An 18,871-nucleotide genomic window follows, 5' to 3' on the forward strand; every position below is an offset into this window, starting at 1 on the left:
GGAAGCAGAAACCGATTTTGTTCAATCGAGCAGTTGTGCCCAAAGATTCGCTTCTTGGGAAAATCCTCCTAACGTTTCAGGCGGGATGCCCAAAATCTTCGCATATAGCTCTATCCGGTCCCAGTCAAACCGTTCAACGGCGATTGCCAGTTCAAGAAACGGGGTCAAATCCGTCCATTCCCTGCGCAACGTCATCGCGGTCTTTTCTGACAGGGGCATCAATTGAATAATTTCATCCCATGATTTATTCATAATGACATCAAGCAAGGAGAACATGCCGACGAGGAAGCATTCATCCGTGTTTGCCTGTCCTTTGTAGCCAGCCAGCAGTTCACATAGCTTTGCCCGCGTCAGTGAATACGAAATCAATGCTTTAATATGTCCGCCCGACTGTTCGGCGAGCTCGACCAACGTCAGAATATGAAGCCATTTCCTCGTCTCTTTCAATCCGATGAGAACGATTGCCTGTTTGATGGAAACTATCCGCATCGGCACTTCGAACGCCATCGTATTAATGAAACGCAGCAGCTTGAACGACAAAGAAATATCACGTCTAATCAGGCTGGCGATGTCATTGATATCGACATTATCCTCGCTCATTTTTTCAAGAAGCTGGACCTGCAAATCAAAATTAAATGGAATGTCTACTCCACTGATTACTTCCGGTGCCGCAAAGAAATAGCCTTGGAACAGGTCATAGCCTCTACCGAGCGCTTCATTGTATTGCTCTACAGTTTCAAGCTTTTCCGCGAGCTTCCAAATATGCGGGTATCGTTTCAGGAACGATTCGATCCGATTCCGTTCTGCTGCATCCGCTTTCATAAAGTCAACCTTAACGAAATCAATCATTTCGAAGAGAGATTCATGGACGAGGTATTGCTCTTGGAGGACGAAATCGTCAAGTGCGAAGATGAATCCTTTTTGTTTCAATTCCCGGATTCTTGTCAATAAAGCTGGGGTAATCTCTACATCTTCCAAAATTTCAACGACAATCCGATCGGGACGCAAGCTAGTGAAAATGTCTTTCGTCAGTAAGTCCCCGGTGAAGTTGATGAAGGATAGCGCATTGCCGGAGATTTTGTCGACCCCGATTGTCAAGAACGTGTTCACAAGCAGCTGGACCGTTGCCTTCTCCGGGTCTACTTGAGGGAACCGGTTTTTTTCACTATTACGATATAACAGTTCGTAACCATAGATTCGTCCATGACGATCGAGAATCGGCTGTCTGCCAACAAAGATATTCTGGCTCAATTCCCTTCACCTCCCATTTTTAGTAGTATACCAAAATACGACTTTTTTCACCATATCTTTTCTACGAATCTCCTATTCAAATATTAGAAACAACCTGACTAAAGTGGTATGTTTATGAGTAAACCAAACGAAAGGGGAATGGTTGGATGAAAACAATTTTATACGTACAAGAGGGGCATCTTGCTTTCGTGGCACTGAATCGCCCGGATGCAATGAACGCATTTAATTATGACATGCTAGTTGAACTTGGGGAGACAATTGAAATGATTCGGGTCAATCCTGAAATTCGAGTTGTCGTGTTTTCGGGGACAGGCGATCGAGCTTTCAGTGTGGGCGCAGATTTGAAAGAACGAAAATTTTTATCGGATGAGCAGGTAAAACGGAATTTATTCAAAATAGGTGAGGTATTTACCGCCATCGAAAACTTGCCACAGCCGACAATCGCCAAGATGAAAGGATATGCATTCGGCGGAGGCATGGAACTCGCACTCGCATGTGACTTCCGGATTGCCGCTGATAACTCCGTCATGGGGCTGACGGAAACAGGACTCGCGATCATTCCAGGAGCCGGCGGAACGCAGCGACTGCCGCGGTTGATTGGTGAAGCAAAAGCGATGGAACTTATTCTGACAGCCAAGCGAATGAAAGCGGACGAAGCGTATGAGTATGGCGTCGTCACAAAAGTCGTCCCGGCAGAACGGTTGAATGAAGAAACACGGGCATTCGCCAATGCCATGCTGGCAAACGGACCGATCGCCTTGCAGCAGGCGAAATTTGCAATTAAGCACGGAATGAATGTCGATTTACAGACCGGACTCGCGATTGAACGCAAGGCATACGAAATTACGATACCGACTGAGGATCGCATCGAGGCGTTGAATGCCTTTGCGGAGAAGCGGAAGCCGGAGTTTAAGGGACGGTAACGGTTTGCTTGATGTTAGTGGATCTCGTTTGACTTAATCGGTTGGTTAGCAGGATGGTTGCCAGTGGGCAGGACTTATTCGAGTGGTTAGCTGAGATATACGAGCTGTTCGTGCGATTAATCGAGTGGTTGACCGGGATATACGAGCGGTCAGCAGACTAATCGAGCGGTTCACTGGATATACGAGTGGTCAGAACAATTAATCGAGCGGTTGGCCGAGATATACGAGCGGTTCGCCGGCGATTTGACAACAGCATTCATTTTCGAACATTAGAGTCTTTTCAAGTATTCCTATCTAATGTAAAATAAAATGAGTCACTCTCCATTCCTCCAAATGTTTATCGTCGCTGAAAACATTTACAAGGATGGAAGTGGCTTTTATTTATTTTCATCATTTTAAGGGCTTTCCCCTATGCAGCTCAAACCATGTCAGATGTAAAATTCCTCTTTCTTGTTCTCTGCTGAGCTTCTTCCCACGCTTCGACGAGTTGCTCGGCAAAGACTTCCACTACGGTAAGTCGCTCGGTCGATTTTTGTATTTGGACATCTACGATTAATTGATTCAAATACACATAAAATGTGAAAAGCCGCTCCCCTTCTTCCGTGTTTCGATCGGCGGATGCCATTAATTCAAAGAGAAGGTCCTGTGTATTAGAGAGGGTCGCTTGGATTTCCTCCCATTCGTTTGATTGCTGGCAAAAGCGGATGTTTTTAATCGTTCCTTTCAATAATAAAAGAATGTATTCCATCGTCGGAATGGTGGAGGCGTGCGTCTCCCTGTAGATTTTCATGGCGCGATTGAGGTTCACATCTTTCCCTCCAAATCCCTTTTTCTTTTGTATCGGCTAAAATAGATTCATTTCAAAGAAAAGTTGCCGATATAAAAATGGAAATGTTTATTAAACTGGTGATTGAGGTGAAGAAATGCGGATACATAGCCAAGAACAGATCGCCTTTTCCATGAACCGGGCGCAACGTAATACGACGCAAATCGAAAAAAGTTTGCTGAAACTGGGTTCCGGGTTGAAGATTGCAAAAGGAAGCGACAATGCTTCCGGGCTGTCGATTTCCGAAACGATGCGAGCTCAGATCCGGGGGATTTCACGGGCGCAGGCTAATATGCAAGACGGGTTGTCTTTACTTGAGGCTTCGAACGAAGGGCTGAACAATGTCAATGGCTTGCTGCAGCGGGCACGAGAATTGGCAGTTCAGAGTGCGAACGGCACATTGACCGATTCTGACCGGAAAGCTGGACAACAAGAATTAGACCAGTTGCTCGGCGCAATCAACGACACGGCAACGAAGCTCGAGTTCAATACGAAGAAGATTTTAGGTGAGACCACACAGTTAAACTTGCATGTCGGCGCCAATCCTGGCCAGAATATGAAAATCGATTTGGTGGATGTCAGTACAACTGCTCTAGGGATCGATAATGCATCTATTTTAACGCAAACGGATTCTGCTGAATTGATTACAACGATCGATGGCGCAATTAAAACGATTTCTGGACATTTGACAAAAGTCGGTTCCCAAATGGAAGCCGTCGAACATCATCTGAAAAACGCGCTCGTCTTCGAGAACAACCTGACTAAATCACTTTCATTGCTCGAAGATACGGACATGGCGAAGGAAATGATGAATTTCATCAACTTGGACATCCGTCAGAAGGGTGACCACCTGCTCGTCAATTCAGTGAATCAAAATGTGCAAAATGTGTTGAATTTATTAACAAAGTGAGGACACCGTGCGTTAGGCGGTGTTCTTTTTTTGTGGGTAGATTTATTGTGAGATGAAAGGAGCATGAAATTGGCGAGGGGAACGCTAGACTACTGGAATGAAGGCCAGAAAAACTGGACGAACGCCAGAATACTGAAACGAACGCCAGAATACTAAAACGAACGCCAGAATACCAACGCGAACGCCAGAATACCAAAACGAACGCCAAAATACCAAAACGAATGCCAGAATACCAAAACGAACGCCAGAATACCAAAACGAACACCAGAATACCAAAACGAACGCCAGAATACCAACACGAACGCCAGAATAACAAATTGAACGCCAGTATTCACAACAGAACGCAGGATAACTATGTACTCCCCGCCTTAGCAAACTGGAGACTGTAACGTGAATACACGTGACAACACCTACCCTTGCGAAACCCATTACACATCTCTATCAAACAAAAAAACACCTCAACCTCAAGGTGTTTTTTCGTTGTTTGCTGTCATTTTGTCGCAACGCGGCGAGTTGGAGACGGTGCGGGCGGCTCGGGCGACGATCGACAGAATATTCGTAGCTCCTTGCCGGTCAGCCTCGTGAGCCGCTCGTATATAGGGACTGTGTTTTTCGTTTGCTATGTAGTGGGGCGGCAGTTCGTTTAGTGCAATGGCCATGATGTCATTCATGCATCGATCACAATCGCATGTCAGATGAAGATCGCGTTTGTTTTTATTTAGCACATCACGGACGACATCTTCCATGACATTGTAGATTCCCATGCTATTACCTCCATGACTACTTTGTTACTTTTCAGTATATCATTTCTTGGGATAACATGGAGTCCTTATTCCAATTAATTTGCCGCAAGTCCTTTAACAAGAAACGAAATCATTTCATCCATTTCTTTTTCGTCATTCCATTCATCAGGGGCAATGATGTATTTTGTGGCGAAATAACCTAAAGTCACCGAGACGATGTAACGGAGCACCCTGCTCGGTGGAATGTCCGTTATTTGCCCTTTTTCCTGATAATAGCAAACGGTTTTAATAAAACGCTGATAGATTTTTTGTCCGACGTGCATGATAAACTGTTCGCGTAACTCCTGATGAAACGGAATTTCCTGAATGAACACTTGCACAACTTGTAAGTTATTCTCAAGGAAAGCTTGCCGGTTTTTTATCATCGCACGCAAGAAATCTTCAAACCTTTCGTATTCTTGATCTAATACTTTGTTAATATCTTTCAATATAAATGGGGAAATCATTTTCACCATCATTGGCGAAACGATGGATAACAACAAATCTTTTTTCGTTTTGTAATGCCGGAAGATGGTTCCTTCCGCGACGCCTGCTTTTTTTGCAATTTCATTTGTAGATGTAGCAGCAAACCCTTTTTCCGCGAACATTTCTGTGGCAGCCGCCAAGATGTTCCGTTGTTTCTCTGTCAAATCCTCTTCGTTTTCCAGCAGTTCTTCCAATCTCTTATCGAGTTTTTCCATAGTGCCTCCTTACATCGTACGGAATTTCCGCAAAACCAAAATGTTCATCGTCATGAAGAACAGAGTGAATCCGATTAATACGAGAAGATTCCCTATAATTTCGGTAAATCCATATCCTCTCACCATTATATCGCGTAACGCGTCTGCTGCGTAATAAAGAGGTGTAATGTAGCTGATCCAGCTCAGCCACTCCGCAATTGTGTTTAAATTGAAAAGTCCTGAAAAGAAGATTTGCGGCACGACAATGATGGGTATGAATTGCATCATTTGCAATTCATTATGGGCAAATGTTGATAATAAAATGCCAAGCGACAATGCAGTCAGCGAAAGGATCAGGATGACGAGAAGCACATTTAAAAATGCTCCTTCCATCACCATGCCTAGCACGAAAATGGCATAGGATGCAATAATGGTCGATTGAATCATCGTGAAAATTCCAAAGCCAACTACATATCCAACAACGATTTCCCATTTCCGCAAAGGCGTCGCAAGGAGTCTTTCTAACGTTCCTGTCGTCCTCTCCCTCAAAAATGATACGCCCGCAATGAGAAATACGAAAAAGAAGACAAAAAATCCAAGCAGTACAGGACCGAAGTAATCGAACTGCCCCATGTCATCAGAGCCGTACATCGTTTCAATTTTTAGTTTTGGTACATTTCCTTGCTGACCTGTTTGAAACGCTTTTTGAACCCAATTCATTGTTGCTCCTGTGACGGCGGGATCACTTCCCTCCAGCACAAGTTCAGGCTGGCCATTCGTAAATTTGATATACGCATCCAGTTCTTGTGAGGCTACTTTTGCTTCTGCTTCGCTCTCCTTCTCGTACGTCGTGACATGCGCTTGCTCGTCATCCAACTGTTCCATGAAAGGCTGCGGCGCATTCACCAAGCCGATTCTCGGGATATAGTCCTCCCCATTAAAAACGAAATATAACATGGTTAGCACGAGGATTGGTGCGAATATCAACAAGCCAATAGTCCTCTTATCCCGAATCAACTGTAGTAATATCCGTTTCACCATCGCCATGACTCTCATCATCGCTCACCTCCAAAATAGAGAAAAGCCTCTTCAATTGTCTGTGACCCTGTTTGCTTCTTGAGTTCGTCCGGAGAACCGGCCGCAATTAGTTTTCCATCTCTAATGAGTCCGAGTCGGTCACATTTTTCTGCCTCATCCATGACATGCGTAGTGACAATAAGTGTTTTTCCTTGTGCTTTTAACTCTTGAAAGGCCTGCCAAATGTTTTTTCGCAGCATAGGATCGATGCCGACAGTCGGTTCATCGAGTATGAGAAGTTCCGGCTCGTGCAGCATAGCAATTGCTAATGAAAGACGTCTTTTCATTCCACCTGAATAATTCGAAACAAGTTTCGTTAGATCATTGGATAGCTTAACAATGTTGGCTACCTCTTCGATTCGGTCGGTTTGTTTCTTTCCTGTTAATCCATATAATTCGGCGAAGAACCTCAAGTTCTCCTTCGCCGACAACTCTGTATAAAGTGCATCCGATTGGGCCATATAGCCAATGCGTTGAATTAGATTCAAATTCGGCATTTTTTGTCCAAATAAAAAGTTGGCTCCTTTCGTGGGTGTATCAAGCCCTGCCAACTCTTTCACTAATGTTGTTTTTCCAGCTCCCGAAGGACCAAGCAAACCGAATATTTCTCCTTCTAAAATGTCGAGATGAATGTCTTGCAAGACAGGCTGATTCCCGAAAGACTTCGAGACATTTTGAATAGAAACACATACTTTCGCTCGTTTCATTTCTTGCACCTCTTTCTAAATGAGTGATTACTCACTACGATAATTCATTACCTCGCTATTGTAAAGTGAGTAATCACTCACTAAATTATTTATTTCCATGAAAAAGGATCATTCAGCCGTTACTTACGGTCTAAATGATCCTTGTTTCCTAACTTTCTATGCGAAGAGAATAAAAGAATTTTACCAATTCCGACTCTCCCGCTACATCCATCTGACCCAATGTCCGCTTCCCGACACGCCGGTCCAATACCGCAACTGCCCGGATGAATGGATGGGCATGAACCACGGCTTTCTCCACTGGCAAATGTACATAGTCAAACAGCAGCGGCACCACTTCCCATGCCGGGTAGTACCCCAATGCTTTCACTTCATCTTCCGCGTCATCATATGCCGCATGAAGCTGCTTCAGTTCATCAGACTCCCAAAAGGATTGCCAGTCCCCTTCCCACTTGACGGGATCAATTTGTCTTTCCTCTTGCAGCTCCCGTCCCCGCTCATTCGCTTGTCGGGCGAATGGAATGTCGGAGGCCCGGAATACTTCCCTTCCATCGAGCGTCACTCGAAAAGTCCCTGTCTGGTCATGGCTTTTCCGATGAACGACTACGTGATAGTGCACGCGACCTTGCAGCTTTTCGCACAGCAGCCCTTCCGCCAGTTGTTTTAGCTTGGTCCATCTCATTTCGAGCGATGGGCCTCCCATTCTTCCCGTAGCATGCCCAGCCGGATCGAGTCATAATAGACACCGTTCCAGTAACGGACTTTGCGGATTCGAGCTTCCATGGTCATGCCGAGTTTTTCGGCTACGCGGACCATCCGCTCATTGCCCGACCAAGTCGTGAGGCCGACACGGACGAGCGGCATGGTCGTAAACAGATGTTCAATCCACATCGTGAGTGCTTTCGTTCCATATCCGCCGCTCCAGTAAGCCGACTCATATATGACAACGCCGATTTCGAGCCATAAGGATGGCTTGTGTTCCCAGTAATAACTCACCATTCCGATCAGTTTGCCTTCCGCTTCAATGCCCCAGAAGTCTTCTTGTTCAACGATTTTATCTTTGCGTTCCAAGAACTTCTCATATGGCATCGGTTCGTGCGGATAATATGGCGCATCCCATTGCTTCCACTCCGGATCTTTATCTTTGAAGCTCAGCTCCCAAAGGCGGTGCAAGTCGTCTTCTTTGATCGGTCTGATTGTGATTGTGTCAGTTGTGTAATTCAATATGTTCCCTCGGTTCTTATAAGTATTTCGCGAACCAGCCCGTAATTTCATTTAGACGCTCTATGCGTAAATTCGGTGTTCCGGTCCGCGATAAGTTGTGGTCCGCGTCCGGAAAACGGACAAATTCCGTTTCTTTCCCCATGCTTTTTAGAGTAATAAATAATTGTTCTGCCTGTTCAATCGGGCAGCGGAAATCTTTTTCCGAGTGCAAAATCAACAACGGTGTCTTCACATTTTCTGCGTATTTCAGCGGTGAATGTTTCCAAAGCGTATCCACGTCTTTCATGTCGGCAAGAATTTGCCACTCGCTGAAATAGTAACCGATGTCAGATACACCGAAGAAGCTGATCCAGTTGCAGATCGAGCGCTGCGTCACAGCAGCCTTGAAACGGTCGGTATGGCCGACGATCCAGTTCGTCATGAAGCCGCCATAGCTGCCTCCTGTCACGCCAAGTCGTTCTTTATCGATCCACTCATTTTCCCCAAGTGCATAATCGACCGCCGCCATGATATCTTCATAGTCGCCGCCGCCATAATCGCCTCGCACCGCATCGACGAATTCCTGGCTATAGCCATGGCTGCCGCGCGGGTTGACGTACAGGACGCCCCATCCTTGCGCTGCAAGCAACTGCATTTCATGGAAGAATGTGTTGCCGTACATCGCGTGCGGACCGCCGTGGATATTGACGACAAGCGGGTATTTCTCCCCTTCCTGCCAGCCCGCCGGTTTCATGAGCCAGCCGTGCACGTCCCAGTCTTTTGAGCCTTTGAATTGGATTGCTTCTGGTTTCACAAGCTCCGTTCCATTCACATAATCCTCATTGAAAGAAGTGAGTGCTTCCCGTTCGCCAGTCGCAATCTCCAGTTTATACAGCTCACCTGGATTGATCGGATCCGTCACCGTAACGAGTGCAAACGTGCCGTCTTTGTCCACATCATATCCGTAGACGTGCTCATTTTCAGGAGAAGCCGGATATAATTCGCCTTCCAGCGTCGCGAAATAAAGGCGCACATCGCCCATCGTCGCCAATTGGAAATACAGATGGTCGTCCTTCGTCCATACAGCAGTCGGTGCACTTGCCCCTTGCTGATGGTCGGCGACTGTCGCATCCCCTACCGGAGCATCAATGCTTTCTGTCACATTTAAACGGTTGCCCCGCTTCGTGTCATATACGTACAAATGAGTATGAGTTGCATTTTGGAAGGAACGATCGGAGCCCGCAAATGCGATATAGCGGTCGTCGAATGAGAATGTCGCCCCTCCATAATAGCCCTCTTCCTCCACGATAATTGTTTCTTCTTTCGTCTCGATATCGACGAGAATCAACGGCTGGCGGAATTCGAAATCCTGGTTTTCTTCCCGGTTCACGCTCATGACAAGCTTCTTGCCGTCATGCGAGACAGTTTGCAAGGCATATTGGTGATTGCCCTCTGTGAATTGCGTCACTTCTTCTGTCGCCAGATCGACGACTCCGATGTGCCGGTACGTATCTTGCGGCAACAGGCCAACGCCGTCCGCTTTATATTTCATTTTCGTCACGCGAACCGGCTCCGGTTTTTTCTTGTCATCCTTCTCTTCTTTATCCGTGAAGGTCTTGCCCTCTTTTACAGAGGCGTTGATCCAAATTTTTTCCCCGCAAGGCGACCAGACGAAGCTGGATACCCCATTTTCAAACGAAGTCACCTTTCGAGCTTCCCCGCCTTTTGCCGAAAGGACATAAAGTTGGTTTTTATCGTCCCGATTTGATAGAAAGGCAAGCTGCGTGCCGTCTGCGGACCACTCGGGAGAGGACACGCGCTGTTTTCCATACGTCCATTGCGTTACTTCATTCGTTGCCAAATCAACATGATACAAGTTCGCAACGTATTTATTTTCCTCTTCATCAATATGCGTTTTGACGAATACCGCTTCCTTGCCATTCGGTGCGATATGCGGGTTTGTAACGGATTGGAGTGTATATAAATCTTGTACTTTCACTTTTTGCTTTTCCATAGTAATTCCCCCTTCTTTTTCTCTCTTACATATTTCGACACTCGTAACAATACTCCTTCTTCCTAAAATATTATTTTGCTTTCGTTTCATTTCGTTTACCCAGGGTATTTAACAACTAGCTTGCTAGATTAATTCATAAAGGAAGTGGAAACGAATTTGGGATTTTTATCTATCCTTCCGCCTTTCATAGCGGTAGCGCTTGCTTTTCTAACTAGGAATACCATCCTGTCACTTGCGGTCGCCTGTATAATAGGCGTCTTTTTAAATGGTGGAGGTCTCAGGGCTTTCCAGATTTATTGAAGAGAGCGTTAGGAAATGAAGACTTTCTGAAGCATCACAACCCATGGTTCACTGCCTTATCACCCGCTATCCAATTAGAGCAATCTTTACTAATAATAGATGTGTTTCATCACAGGTTCTTTAACAGTCGTGTAAAGCGTTACTAGACCTTATCGTATCGACTACGGTAACGGTTAATCATTTTTGTTACACATTTTCAATATCTCTTCATTTTCTATGCAACTTATAACCTACTATGGTATTCTTCAATTACCGACTAATTATTCTGTCATTAAAAAATAGAGCAATTTTATCTACTATTAGGTAATCAGAAAGGAATTCGGAGGTGAAAGTGTGTTCAAGTCCTATCACGAATTAAAAAAATTTCGATTTGAACCTTACAAACCATGTCCTTGCGGTAGTGAAAATAAATACAAGTTTTGTTGCTACTTGAGAAGCAAAAATGAAAAGGTTACAAGCGATGAATATACTTCAAAACGCCTTTATTTCGAAGCACATAAGTCATTTAAGGACACCGATTTTAAAATGTGTTTCGGCTTTTCAAAAGAGGATTGTGAACAGGGATACATTGGCGCACATTCTCTTCAAAACAATGGTGTTCTAGATAAGATTGCAGAAAATAATCATGTATATTGGCTAGATATAAACTTTGACGAAAAAACTTTATTACCCAAATTAGAATTCGTGAAAAAAGGAAAAAATCAAGCAAGCACTTTTTATGGATTTTGCAAGCATCATGATGAAATATATTTTTCTAATATCGAAGATAAACCATATGAAGATTTAGATGAACAAAATTTCGCATATGCATTTAGAGCACATTGTTTTGAAGCACACAGAAAATATAGATTAAAAAGAAATTATCCAAATATTTTTAAAAAGTTCCCTTCTGCTACCAGAAACTTAGAAATTTTAGGTCAATACCGTAATAATGAGTTGAATATCAAGGATATGGAAATTGAGTATAGTAGGTTTAAAAAAATTTACGAAACCAAATCTTTTGATGAACTGGAAAGTTTCGTTAAAATCTTGCCTTTTAAAGTTGGCTTCACAGCTACCACGGCAGTTGCAGTGATAGTGGATTTGAATGGCAAAGAAACAATTAACATTTATGATTATGATGAAAAGTTATTTGTACCGAGTGTTTATATTTCTGTTGTTCCCCAAAATGACGAAACTCTTATAATTGTTTCCAGATTCAAAGAAGATGAATGTTATGGTGAATTCCTAAAAGCTCTAATAGATAATAGAGATGATGGTCTGTTATTTAGTTACATTTCGTTTTGTCTTGCAGAATATAGTGAGAACATATACTTTTCTCCAAAGGTGATTGATAGTATTTCTTCAAGTGAAAAAAAAATAATCTCAGAAGCTTTTCTAAGTTTCATTAGTCCTACACCTGAATTGAGATTTAAAAGTATGATGAATACTTTTAAATTAAATTTATTCAAACTGAAGCTTTGATAAATGCAGAATTCAAAGGACTTGTGCGTATGAAAATCATATATGCAAGTCCTTTTGTTATGCTCTTACATGCCAGCAGGAACACTCTGTGGCAACAAGTTGACACCCTATGTAAATGATTACCTTATCCTCAACACTCATACAAGCCCCCTGAACGCTTCTTGCTCTGTGGTGAAGCGTGTAGTAAAACAAGTATCCCAACTTCTATACACGGTAAAAATATCTCTTATAAAGTCACATGTTGTTCTTTATTACAACTTTGCCAACCAATATTCATCCTTGCTCTAGCTTAACATGGATGATGCTCACAGTACTGTTATATCAATGTACTACACAAAGAAACAAGACAAGTAGAAAAACTTGCCCTGTTTTCATAATGCCTTACAATTTTCTTTTCTTAGTAAACATCAAGTCAAATAGCTTAAAGAAATTATAGTTTCCTTCCGTTTCAAGTTCTATTTCAATACTCTCAGTAAAATTCGCCCCAAAATCACCAAATAACTCTTGGTAGCCCGCATTTCTCATTTTCTCAATGCGGCTTTCTGCATTTTCTCGAATCTTTTCACCATCTTTTTTTAACCCACTTAAATAGATTGCATGGTGGCACTCTTGAATCTCATATGAGCGATATGCTTCTAAGAACAAGTTCCATTCACCATCATTTAGCGTACTATAACATTGGCTGTCAAAAAAACTCATATTTATTCCTCCTACCACCTGTTAAGCCAATCTTAGCAAGCAAACCGTTTCATTACTACTATGTTTATTAAAAATTTTCGTGGTATAATAGGTGTAGGGAAAGGGCTATAAGTAGCTTAATAATATGCTTTATATGTAGAAAAAGCACACCACTTAATTGTGATATGCTTTTGGTAATTTCTATCTAATCTCATTAAATCGTTCTACTAAGAAAACTATGTTAGTTGCACATAAATTTAAAGTATACCTAACTATAGAATCGGGTATTACATTAACATCTACATCTCCATGACCACCATTTTTATTTCTAAGAGTCGGAACACTATTCACTAAAGTATTATTTATACCAGTGAACTGATTTTGTAAATATAACGGTATAAATTCGTTTTTTAATAAAAGAGAAATTAAAGGACTTGCCGTATCGTTAGGGTTAAAAGGGTAATTTAATTCCTTACAAATTACCTTCATAACACTTTCAAATGCTCTCCCACAACTAACAATAGCATCTTTATAATCGCCTTGTTTATAGTGTTCATGCGCTTTAAGAAACTCTTCTGAAACTGCATGAAACTGTTGTTCTTGTAGTAGTTGAATTGCTGTCCTCACAACCTCGTTATGTATATATTGATTATCTATTTTAATTATTTTATTTCCTACAATTTCATACCCTAATGAATTTTCTTTTAATTTCCTGTTAATTCTAATGACTGCTCTTTTCCATTTTTCTTCAACATTTGAATTGGACTCAGAATAAGCGTGATGATAAAACACTAATAAATCCATCACATCGAGTGCTGATTTATTATCGGTACTTAGAAGAAATGACATTACATAGTCCACACTATATTCATCGCCATGTCTATAACTTACACTACTCTCAAGATTCAACAGTCCCAATTCAATTTGTATTTCCTTTACGACAATATCCCAAAAACGACTACTATCAGTTACATACCCATGCTTAAATTCATTTACTACCTCACAGATTAGCATGGCGAATTGTGTTCTAAAACTTTGTGGAATCTCCTCATATTCATAAACGTCGGTTCTTACATCTGTAGAGTTTCTTCTTGAAAAGAGATCAAAAACCACCTATTAGCCCCCCGTTTACTATTTATCAACACTATTATAACCATAAAATTCAATAGCAGCAATGTCACTACCTCCTCTTGTATTGATTTCCAGACAGTACAACAAAAAAAACGATAGTGTATTCACTCTACCGTTTTTGATGTATTTTCTTCTCTATGCAATAAGAAGTCATAAATTATGTGGCTATGCTCCAAGTACAATTGTTCTTTGTCATCTCGACACGCCTTGAAGTGCTTACGGCATGTTCTCCATTGGCTATCTGTTAAGAGTAACTTCACATATTTCTCGTTCTCAGCATCCTTAGGACGCTTGATAAGGTTAATGAACTCCTTTTGACCTCTGATTGGTCTCGACCTTTCTCTCATGGAAGTACGAGTACGTAAAACATGGTAGAAAATAATTCTGCTTGTAGGCGGTTGACAATTATTCTATGGTTTAGGTCTGCAAAGGTCATATTGTCTTCTTCTTTAAATGCCACTTCCGCTTACACCAACTCCGACACCTGCAATCCTTTCCATTGCCTTCTGCTGTTCTTGTATATTCTTTAGATATTTATCTATATTAATAACCCCTAACACTAAAATTTCGCACCTTTCTTTTCCAATTAAAACACAGTCATCCTAAGATAGAAAGATTATACCCTTTAGGGTAGTAATGATTTATGTATTCTTATAGGAAATAGCCACATTACGTATAAATGAAATCAATAAGGTTGTTAATGATCTCTTATTCAATACCGATTACAGTACCTGTTGCATTCGGTTTCGCAGGCGGGGATATTACGACGCTTGTGCTCGCAACGATTGCGGCCGTTGCTGGCGGGGGCGTTTTTGGAGATCATTGTTCTCCACTCTCCGACACGACCATTTTGGCATCGACAGGAGCAGCGGTCGACCATATCGACCATGTCCGAACGCAAATCCCCTATTGTCTCTTAGTTGGACTCATCGGATTGATTATTTTTGTAGCACTTGGTTTTTATTTATAGAAAAAAAATAGCCAGGCATTGTTTATGTAATGCCTGGCTGTTTCTTTTATTCGAATTCTCCTACATAGACTGATTGCGGACGGAAAATAGTATTATCGCTCAGTTGTTCCATTGCATGGGCTGTCCAGCCGACAATGCGTGCCGCACTGAACGTTGGTGTGAATAATTCCGGTGGGAAGTTGATGGCCCGCATGATGGCGGCGGCATAGAATTCAACATTCGTATACAGGTTACGACCCGGTTTGTATGTCTTTAGCAATTCGATGATTTCTTTTTCCGCCTTCGTTGCAAGATCCAGCCAAGCATCTTTTCCTTCCAGCTGTAAACAACTGTTTCGTAATAGAATCGATCGGGGATCTTCCGTTTTATAAACGCGATGGCCAAAGCCCATGAGCCTCTCGCCATTTTGTAATTTCCCTTCTACAACTGCACGAATATTATCTTCTGAACCGATCTCTTCCAACATTTCAATGACTGCCGACGGAGCACCACCATGCAATGGACCTTTCATGGCACCTAGCGCAGAAGTGACAGCCGCCGTTACATCGGATTCCGTTGAAATCGTTACCCGGCCTGCGAAAGTGGATGCGTTCATTCCATGTTCCATTGTTAGCAGTAAATAGGTTTCAAGCGCTTGGACATGTACATTCTTCGGTTCTTCTCCTGTCAGCATCCACAAATAATTTGCAGTATGCGAAAGTTCCTCATTCGGTTCGATAATTGATAGAGCATGCATTTTTCGGTAATGACGTGCAATGATAACAGGCAATGCGGCTGTTAGGATAATCGATTGATGCTCGATCGAGAGTTGTTTAAATTGTGGATGAACGTATGCCGAAATGGCAGTACGCATGACATCCATCAATGGAGTTTGTGCAGGGAAGGCATCAATAATCGCAATTACATGCGGAGGCAAACATCTGCCCTCCATTAATTTTTCGTTTAGCTCTCCGAGTTTACATGCATCTGGCAAGGTGCCATGCCAGACATAGTAAGCTAACTGTTCAAAAGAATACTGTCCCACCAATTCTCCTACGAGTTTCCCCCGGTACCTTAATTCCCCTTTATCACCATCGACCGATGCGATTTTCGTTTGCACTGCTACGATATCTTTTAATCCTTTTTGAAACATGACCATTCCTCCTTTTATTTAGTATAATTTCGCGATACATTTATATAAATTAAATGTTTTCTATCGAGTTGATTAAAATAAGTAAAGAGGTGACAGGATGGATTACCAATGGCTTACTACATTTATTGCGGCAGCAGAAGAGCTGAACTTCCGGAAGGCTTCGGAGCGGCTTTCGCTTTCACAGCCTAGTGTCACTGTACATATTCGATTGCTGGAGGATGATCTTGGACTCCAGTTGTTCGACAGGCTGAAAAATCGTGTAACGCTGACGGACGCAGGAAAATTATTTTACGCCCATGCTGTGCAGTTGATTCAGGATATGGAGGCGACAATTGAAAGCATGCACTCCTTTGCTCAAGGATATCGAAGGACATGGAAAATCGCCATCTCTCCGTTAATGGCCGAAACCATGCTCCCTTACTTTCTGCGAACCTTTCAAAGGAAACATCCAGACATCGAGTTATCGATACAGGTAGAGGAATCGGAAGCAATTGAAGGCCTTGTAGATCGTGGCGACGTCCACCTCGGGATTTCAGCGTTAAGTTCTGCAGGGAGAAACGTGGAAACTAAACGAATTTATGAGGATCCTGTTGTCTTTGTCATGCCTGTCGATAGCTACGACGAGGAAAGCGGTCCACCGATTGACGTAGCGGAGGTATTGAAAATGAACTATCTTCTCATCGGTCACCATCCCGTCTATTGGAATGAACTTTTGCACCAGCTGAAGAAAAACATTCCCGGCATCCGGACAATGAAAGTGACCCAGGCCCATATTGCAAAGCGTTTCATCCAAGAAGGGCTGGGCGTGTCATTTCTACCTCTTTCCATCGTTCGGAGGGAATTGATCGAGGGGCGTCTTATGCAGCCTCACTTTCCGCTTTTCGAGTTGCCGAAAGTCTCGACCTATGCAGTTTGGAAACGAAAAGGAGAGTTGGAAGAGGAATTTATTCAGCATATATCACACTATTATTTTGGATGATCTTGTACGGCTCCGTACCTGCAAGAAAGCGCCGGCCCCCAATGGGAACCGGCGCTTGTCGTTTATTGTAATTTGAATTGGGATGTCATATCTTTAAGCTGATCCGCCATGGAACTGAGGACTGTGGAAGAAGCAGAGATCTCTTGCATGGTGGCACTTTGTTCCTCAGAAGCTGCAACGATGTCCTGCGCGCTGAGATCTGTTCGCTCTGACATGTTCGCCACCTCTTCAACGAGTTGCTTCATGCGTTCTGTGCTTTGGTTGACCTCTTGACTAATGGCCGCAATTTCTAGAGCTTGTTCCGTTACTTCCTGTACATGTATTTCAATATCACGGAAATAGCTGCCAGTTTGATTGACCATTGATAAGCCTTCCCCAACGAACGTTTTTGACGTTTCCATAGCAGTAATGGCGCCGCCCACCTCTTGCTGTATTTCTTCAATGAGTTTGCGAATATCCGCTGCCGCGTTGCCCGATTGCGCCGCCAATTTGCCGACTTCACCGGCAACAACCGCAAAGCCTTTACCGTGCTCTCCTGCCCGTGCCGCTTCGATAGACGCATTGAGAGCCAGCAAGTTGGTTTGTTCTGCGATGCCCGTAATAATAGAAACAATGTTGCCGATTTCGGAAGACTTCGTATGCAATGAATTGACGACAGTGGATGTCTTGTCTGTAGATTGCCTGATATCGTCCATTTTCTGCACTGTGGACTTCATCACGGCCACGCCTTCTTTCGTCAACTCGGATGTATTTTGAGCCAAAGTGGAAACATGCTCGATCGATCCGACTGTTTGGTGGATCTGCTCTGCCATCTCATCCACTATCGTGCTGCTGGATCTCGCGCTTTCCAGTTGGACGGACGCACCTTCGGACACTTCAATAATCGCATTCGTAATTTGATCAGAGGCTTTGGACGATTCATCCGCACTCGTCGCAAATTGCGTGGATGTTGATGCAAGCGTATCAACGTGTTCATTCAAATCCGTCATGATTTCACGCAGGTGATTCGCCATATAATTAAAGTCGCTAGCGAGTTCACTGATTTCATCCTTCGTCTTCACTTCAATCGGCTGAACAGTCAAATCGCCTATCGCCATCTGCTTAAACGAAGAAGACAGCTGGACGATCGGACGCTGGATGGTACGAATCAAATAGCGGATGCCGAGAATCGCAATCAACGTGGCGATAATTGTGCTGACCGATAAGATAATCAACACAGAACGGTAGAGCATGTCTCCCTCTTTCTCTATCGCTTCCAATTCCTCATGATGCAATTGGCTTAACTCCTGAAGTTTCTCCTGCATCGCATTCGCCGAGATGATGGCGTCATAGGACTTGGTTGTCGCCTCTTCATCACGGTTTGCCGCACTTAATGTCAAAATGCCATCAATTTGGGATTGGAACGTCTGCCACTCCTTCACGACATCATTTAACAGCTCTTTTTCATGTGCCGAATCAAGCAGAGTATCATATGAATCAAATGCGCCCACCACATTGTCTTGCTCTTCGAAGATTTGCTGGCTGTATCGGTCTTCAAACTCACGATCTTTGGACAAAATATGCCGCTGCGCTAACCCTAAAATATTCTGTGTTCCTTTTTCAAGCCTGTTGATCCGGTCAATTTTCGGTATCTCTCTTTTATTGATCGTATCGGTGTTCTCACTCAATTTATATGTACTCACAATGCCTGCCACACTCATCCCGATAATCAGCATGATCATCAAGGTGAAGATGGCACTTAATTTCCTCCGAACTGTCCAACGCATAAGCGCTCCCCCTGCCAATAAATTCATGACCTCTATTTTTTTATCGTCATTTTTCGACATGAATTTAATAGGTGGTTTGGG

18 protein-coding genes are annotated in these 18,871 nt (G+C 43.1%); 5 read left to right on the forward strand and 13 right to left on the reverse strand.

Translation table 11 applies throughout. The annotated features are described in order from the left end of the window. Positions 1–21: 21 nt before the first annotated feature. Positions 22–1,251, reverse strand: coding sequence for an EAL and HDOD domain-containing protein (locus tag ACSW3C_RS10760; protein WP_486562584.1), 1,230 nt, complete (start codon positions 1,249–1,251; stop codon positions 22–24). 146 nt (positions 1,252–1,397) lie between these two features. Here ACSW3C_RS10760 and ACSW3C_RS10765 point away from each other — a divergent pair, with 146 nt between their 5' ends. Next, a complete protein-coding gene (locus ACSW3C_RS10765) occupies positions 1,398–2,174 on the forward strand; it encodes an enoyl-CoA hydratase-related protein (RefSeq protein ID WP_486562585.1) in 777 nt (258 codons plus the stop codon). Positions 2,175–2,592: 418 nt separating this feature from the next. Here the strand turns inward: ACSW3C_RS10765 and ACSW3C_RS10770 are convergent, their stop codons facing one another. Beyond that, a complete protein-coding gene (locus ACSW3C_RS10770) occupies positions 2,593–2,982 on the reverse strand; it encodes a flagellar protein FliS (RefSeq protein WP_486562586.1) in 390 nt (129 codons plus the stop codon). Positions 2,983–3,097: 115 nt separating this feature from the next. On the opposite strand from ACSW3C_RS10770, the gene ACSW3C_RS10775 reads away from it, so the two are divergent. Beyond that, the gene (locus tag ACSW3C_RS10775; RefSeq protein WP_486562588.1) at positions 3,098–3,910 is read left to right on the forward strand and encodes a flagellin N-terminal helical domain-containing protein; all 813 of its coding nucleotides are present in this window, start codon (positions 3,098–3,100) and stop codon (positions 3,908–3,910) included. 464 nt (positions 3,911–4,374) lie between these two features. Here the strand turns inward: ACSW3C_RS10775 and ACSW3C_RS10780 are convergent, their stop codons facing one another. From ACSW3C_RS10780 to ACSW3C_RS10810, 7 genes are all read right to left on the reverse strand, one after another. Further along, positions 4,375–4,674: a late competence development ComFB family protein gene (locus ACSW3C_RS10780; protein WP_486562589.1), complete on the reverse strand. Its 300-nt coding sequence runs from the start codon at positions 4,672–4,674 to the stop codon at positions 4,375–4,377. 74 nt (positions 4,675–4,748) lie between these two features. Then, positions 4,749–5,393, reverse strand: a complete 645-nt coding sequence (locus ACSW3C_RS10785) for a TetR/AcrR family transcriptional regulator (RefSeq protein ID WP_486562590.1) — start codon at positions 5,391–5,393, stop codon at positions 4,749–4,751. Positions 5,394–5,402: 9 nt separating this feature from the next. Then, complete coding sequence (locus tag ACSW3C_RS10790) at positions 5,403–6,428, reverse strand: ABC transporter permease (protein WP_486562884.1); 1,026 nt, start codon at positions 6,426–6,428, stop codon at positions 5,403–5,405. Continuing rightward, positions 6,428–7,156, reverse strand: a complete 729-nt coding sequence (locus ACSW3C_RS10795) for an ABC transporter ATP-binding protein (RefSeq protein WP_486562592.1) — start codon at positions 7,154–7,156, stop codon at positions 6,428–6,430. Before ACSW3C_RS10795 ends, ACSW3C_RS10790 begins: the two co-directional genes overlap by 1 nt. Before the next feature lie 148 nt (positions 7,157–7,304). Continuing rightward, positions 7,305–7,835: an SF0329 family protein gene (locus tag ACSW3C_RS10800; protein WP_486562594.1), complete on the reverse strand. Its 531-nt coding sequence runs from the start codon at positions 7,833–7,835 to the stop codon at positions 7,305–7,307. Next, positions 7,832–8,377 carry a GNAT family N-acetyltransferase gene (locus ACSW3C_RS10805; RefSeq protein ID WP_486562596.1) on the reverse strand — a complete coding sequence of 182 codons (546 nt, stop codon included), beginning with the start codon at positions 8,375–8,377 and terminating at the stop codon, positions 7,832–7,834. Before ACSW3C_RS10805 ends, ACSW3C_RS10800 begins: the two co-directional genes overlap by 4 nt. A gap of 16 nt (positions 8,378–8,393) precedes the next feature. Continuing rightward, complete coding sequence (locus tag ACSW3C_RS10810) at positions 8,394–10,370, reverse strand: S9 family peptidase (RefSeq protein WP_486562598.1); 1,977 nt, start codon at positions 10,368–10,370, stop codon at positions 8,394–8,396. A 633-nt stretch (positions 10,371–11,003) separates the two neighbouring features. Between ACSW3C_RS10810 and ACSW3C_RS10815 the strand changes: the two genes are divergently transcribed. Then, positions 11,004–12,134, forward strand: coding sequence for a YecA family protein (locus ACSW3C_RS10815; RefSeq protein ID WP_486562599.1), 1,131 nt, complete (start codon positions 11,004–11,006; stop codon positions 12,132–12,134). Between the two features lie 381 nt (positions 12,135–12,515). Here the strand turns inward: ACSW3C_RS10815 and ACSW3C_RS10820 are convergent, their stop codons facing one another. Both ACSW3C_RS10820 and ACSW3C_RS10825 read right to left on the reverse strand, forming a co-directional pair. Then, positions 12,516–12,833 (reverse strand): hypothetical protein, encoded by a 318-nt coding sequence (locus ACSW3C_RS10820; protein ID WP_486562601.1) that lies wholly within the window; start codon positions 12,831–12,833, stop codon positions 12,516–12,518. 180 nt (positions 12,834–13,013) lie between these two features. After that, positions 13,014–13,925: an STM4504/CBY_0614 family protein gene (locus ACSW3C_RS10825; RefSeq protein WP_486562602.1), complete on the reverse strand. Its 912-nt coding sequence runs from the start codon at positions 13,923–13,925 to the stop codon at positions 13,014–13,016. Between the two features lie 718 nt (positions 13,926–14,643). Here ACSW3C_RS10825 and ACSW3C_RS10830 point away from each other — a divergent pair. Next, complete coding sequence (locus tag ACSW3C_RS10830; RefSeq protein ID WP_486562603.1) at positions 14,644–14,913, forward strand: Na+/H+ antiporter NhaC family protein; 270 nt, start codon at positions 14,644–14,646, stop codon at positions 14,911–14,913. A gap of 46 nt (positions 14,914–14,959) precedes the next feature. Here the strand turns inward: ACSW3C_RS10830 and ACSW3C_RS10835 are convergent, their stop codons facing one another. Then, positions 14,960–16,045: a citrate/2-methylcitrate synthase gene (locus tag ACSW3C_RS10835; RefSeq protein ID WP_486562604.1), complete on the reverse strand. Its 1,086-nt coding sequence runs from the start codon at positions 16,043–16,045 to the stop codon at positions 14,960–14,962. Positions 16,046–16,142: 97 nt separating this feature from the next. Here ACSW3C_RS10835 and ACSW3C_RS10840 point away from each other — a divergent pair, with 97 nt between their 5' ends. After that, the gene (locus ACSW3C_RS10840) at positions 16,143–17,024 is read left to right on the forward strand and encodes a LysR family transcriptional regulator (RefSeq protein WP_486562605.1); all 882 of its coding nucleotides are present in this window, start codon (positions 16,143–16,145) and stop codon (positions 17,022–17,024) included. Positions 17,025–17,086: 62 nt separating this feature from the next. Here ACSW3C_RS10840 and ACSW3C_RS10845 read toward each other — a convergent pair whose 3' ends face one another. Further along, positions 17,087–18,790 carry a methyl-accepting chemotaxis protein gene (locus tag ACSW3C_RS10845; protein ID WP_486562606.1) on the reverse strand — a complete coding sequence of 568 codons (1,704 nt, stop codon included), beginning with the start codon at positions 18,788–18,790 and terminating at the stop codon, positions 17,087–17,089. Between the last annotated feature and the right edge of the window lie 81 nt (positions 18,791–18,871).

It is taken from the genome of Sporosarcina sp. AD_1 (genome assembly GCF_057373025.1).

Bases quoted from the DNA above. Each gene is read 5' to 3' on its own strand.
- ACSW3C_RS10780 (WP_486562589.1), bottom strand. From the start codon at position 4,674: ATGGGAATCTACAATGTCATGGAAGATGTCGTCCGTGATGTGCTAAAT.
- ACSW3C_RS10795 (WP_486562592.1), bottom strand. From the start codon at position 7,156: ATGAAACGAGCGAAAGTATGTGTTTCTATTCAAAATGTCTCGAAGTCT.
- ACSW3C_RS10845 (WP_486562606.1), bottom strand. From the start codon at position 18,790: ATGCGTTGGACAGTTCGGAGGAAATTAAGTGCCATCTTCACCTTGATG.
- ACSW3C_RS10800 (WP_486562594.1), bottom strand. From the start codon at position 7,835: ATGAGATGGACCAAGCTAAAACAACTGGCGGAAGGGCTGCTGTGCGAA.
- ACSW3C_RS10765 (WP_486562585.1), top strand. From the start codon at position 1,398: ATGAAAACAATTTTATACGTACAAGAGGGGCATCTTGCTTTCGTGGCA.
- ACSW3C_RS10775 (WP_486562588.1), top strand. From the start codon at position 3,098: ATGCGGATACATAGCCAAGAACAGATCGCCTTTTCCATGAACCGGGCG.
- ACSW3C_RS10790 (WP_486562884.1), bottom strand. From the start codon at position 6,428: ATGAGAGTCATGGCGATGGTGAAACGGATATTACTACAGTTGATTCGG.
- ACSW3C_RS10820 (WP_486562601.1), bottom strand. From the start codon at position 12,833: ATGAGTTTTTTTGACAGCCAATGTTATAGTACGCTAAATGATGGTGAA.
- ACSW3C_RS10840 (WP_486562605.1), top strand. From the start codon at position 16,143: ATGGATTACCAATGGCTTACTACATTTATTGCGGCAGCAGAAGAGCTG.
- ACSW3C_RS10830 (WP_486562603.1), top strand. From the start codon at position 14,644: ATGATCTCTTATTCAATACCGATTACAGTACCTGTTGCATTCGGTTTC.
- ACSW3C_RS10810 (WP_486562598.1), bottom strand. From the start codon at position 10,370: ATGGAAAAGCAAAAAGTGAAAGTACAAGATTTATATACACTCCAATCC.
- ACSW3C_RS10835 (WP_486562604.1), bottom strand. From the start codon at position 16,045: ATGTTTCAAAAAGGATTAAAAGATATCGTAGCAGTGCAAACGAAAATC.
- ACSW3C_RS10785 (WP_486562590.1), bottom strand. From the start codon at position 5,393: ATGGAAAAACTCGATAAGAGATTGGAAGAACTGCTGGAAAACGAAGAG.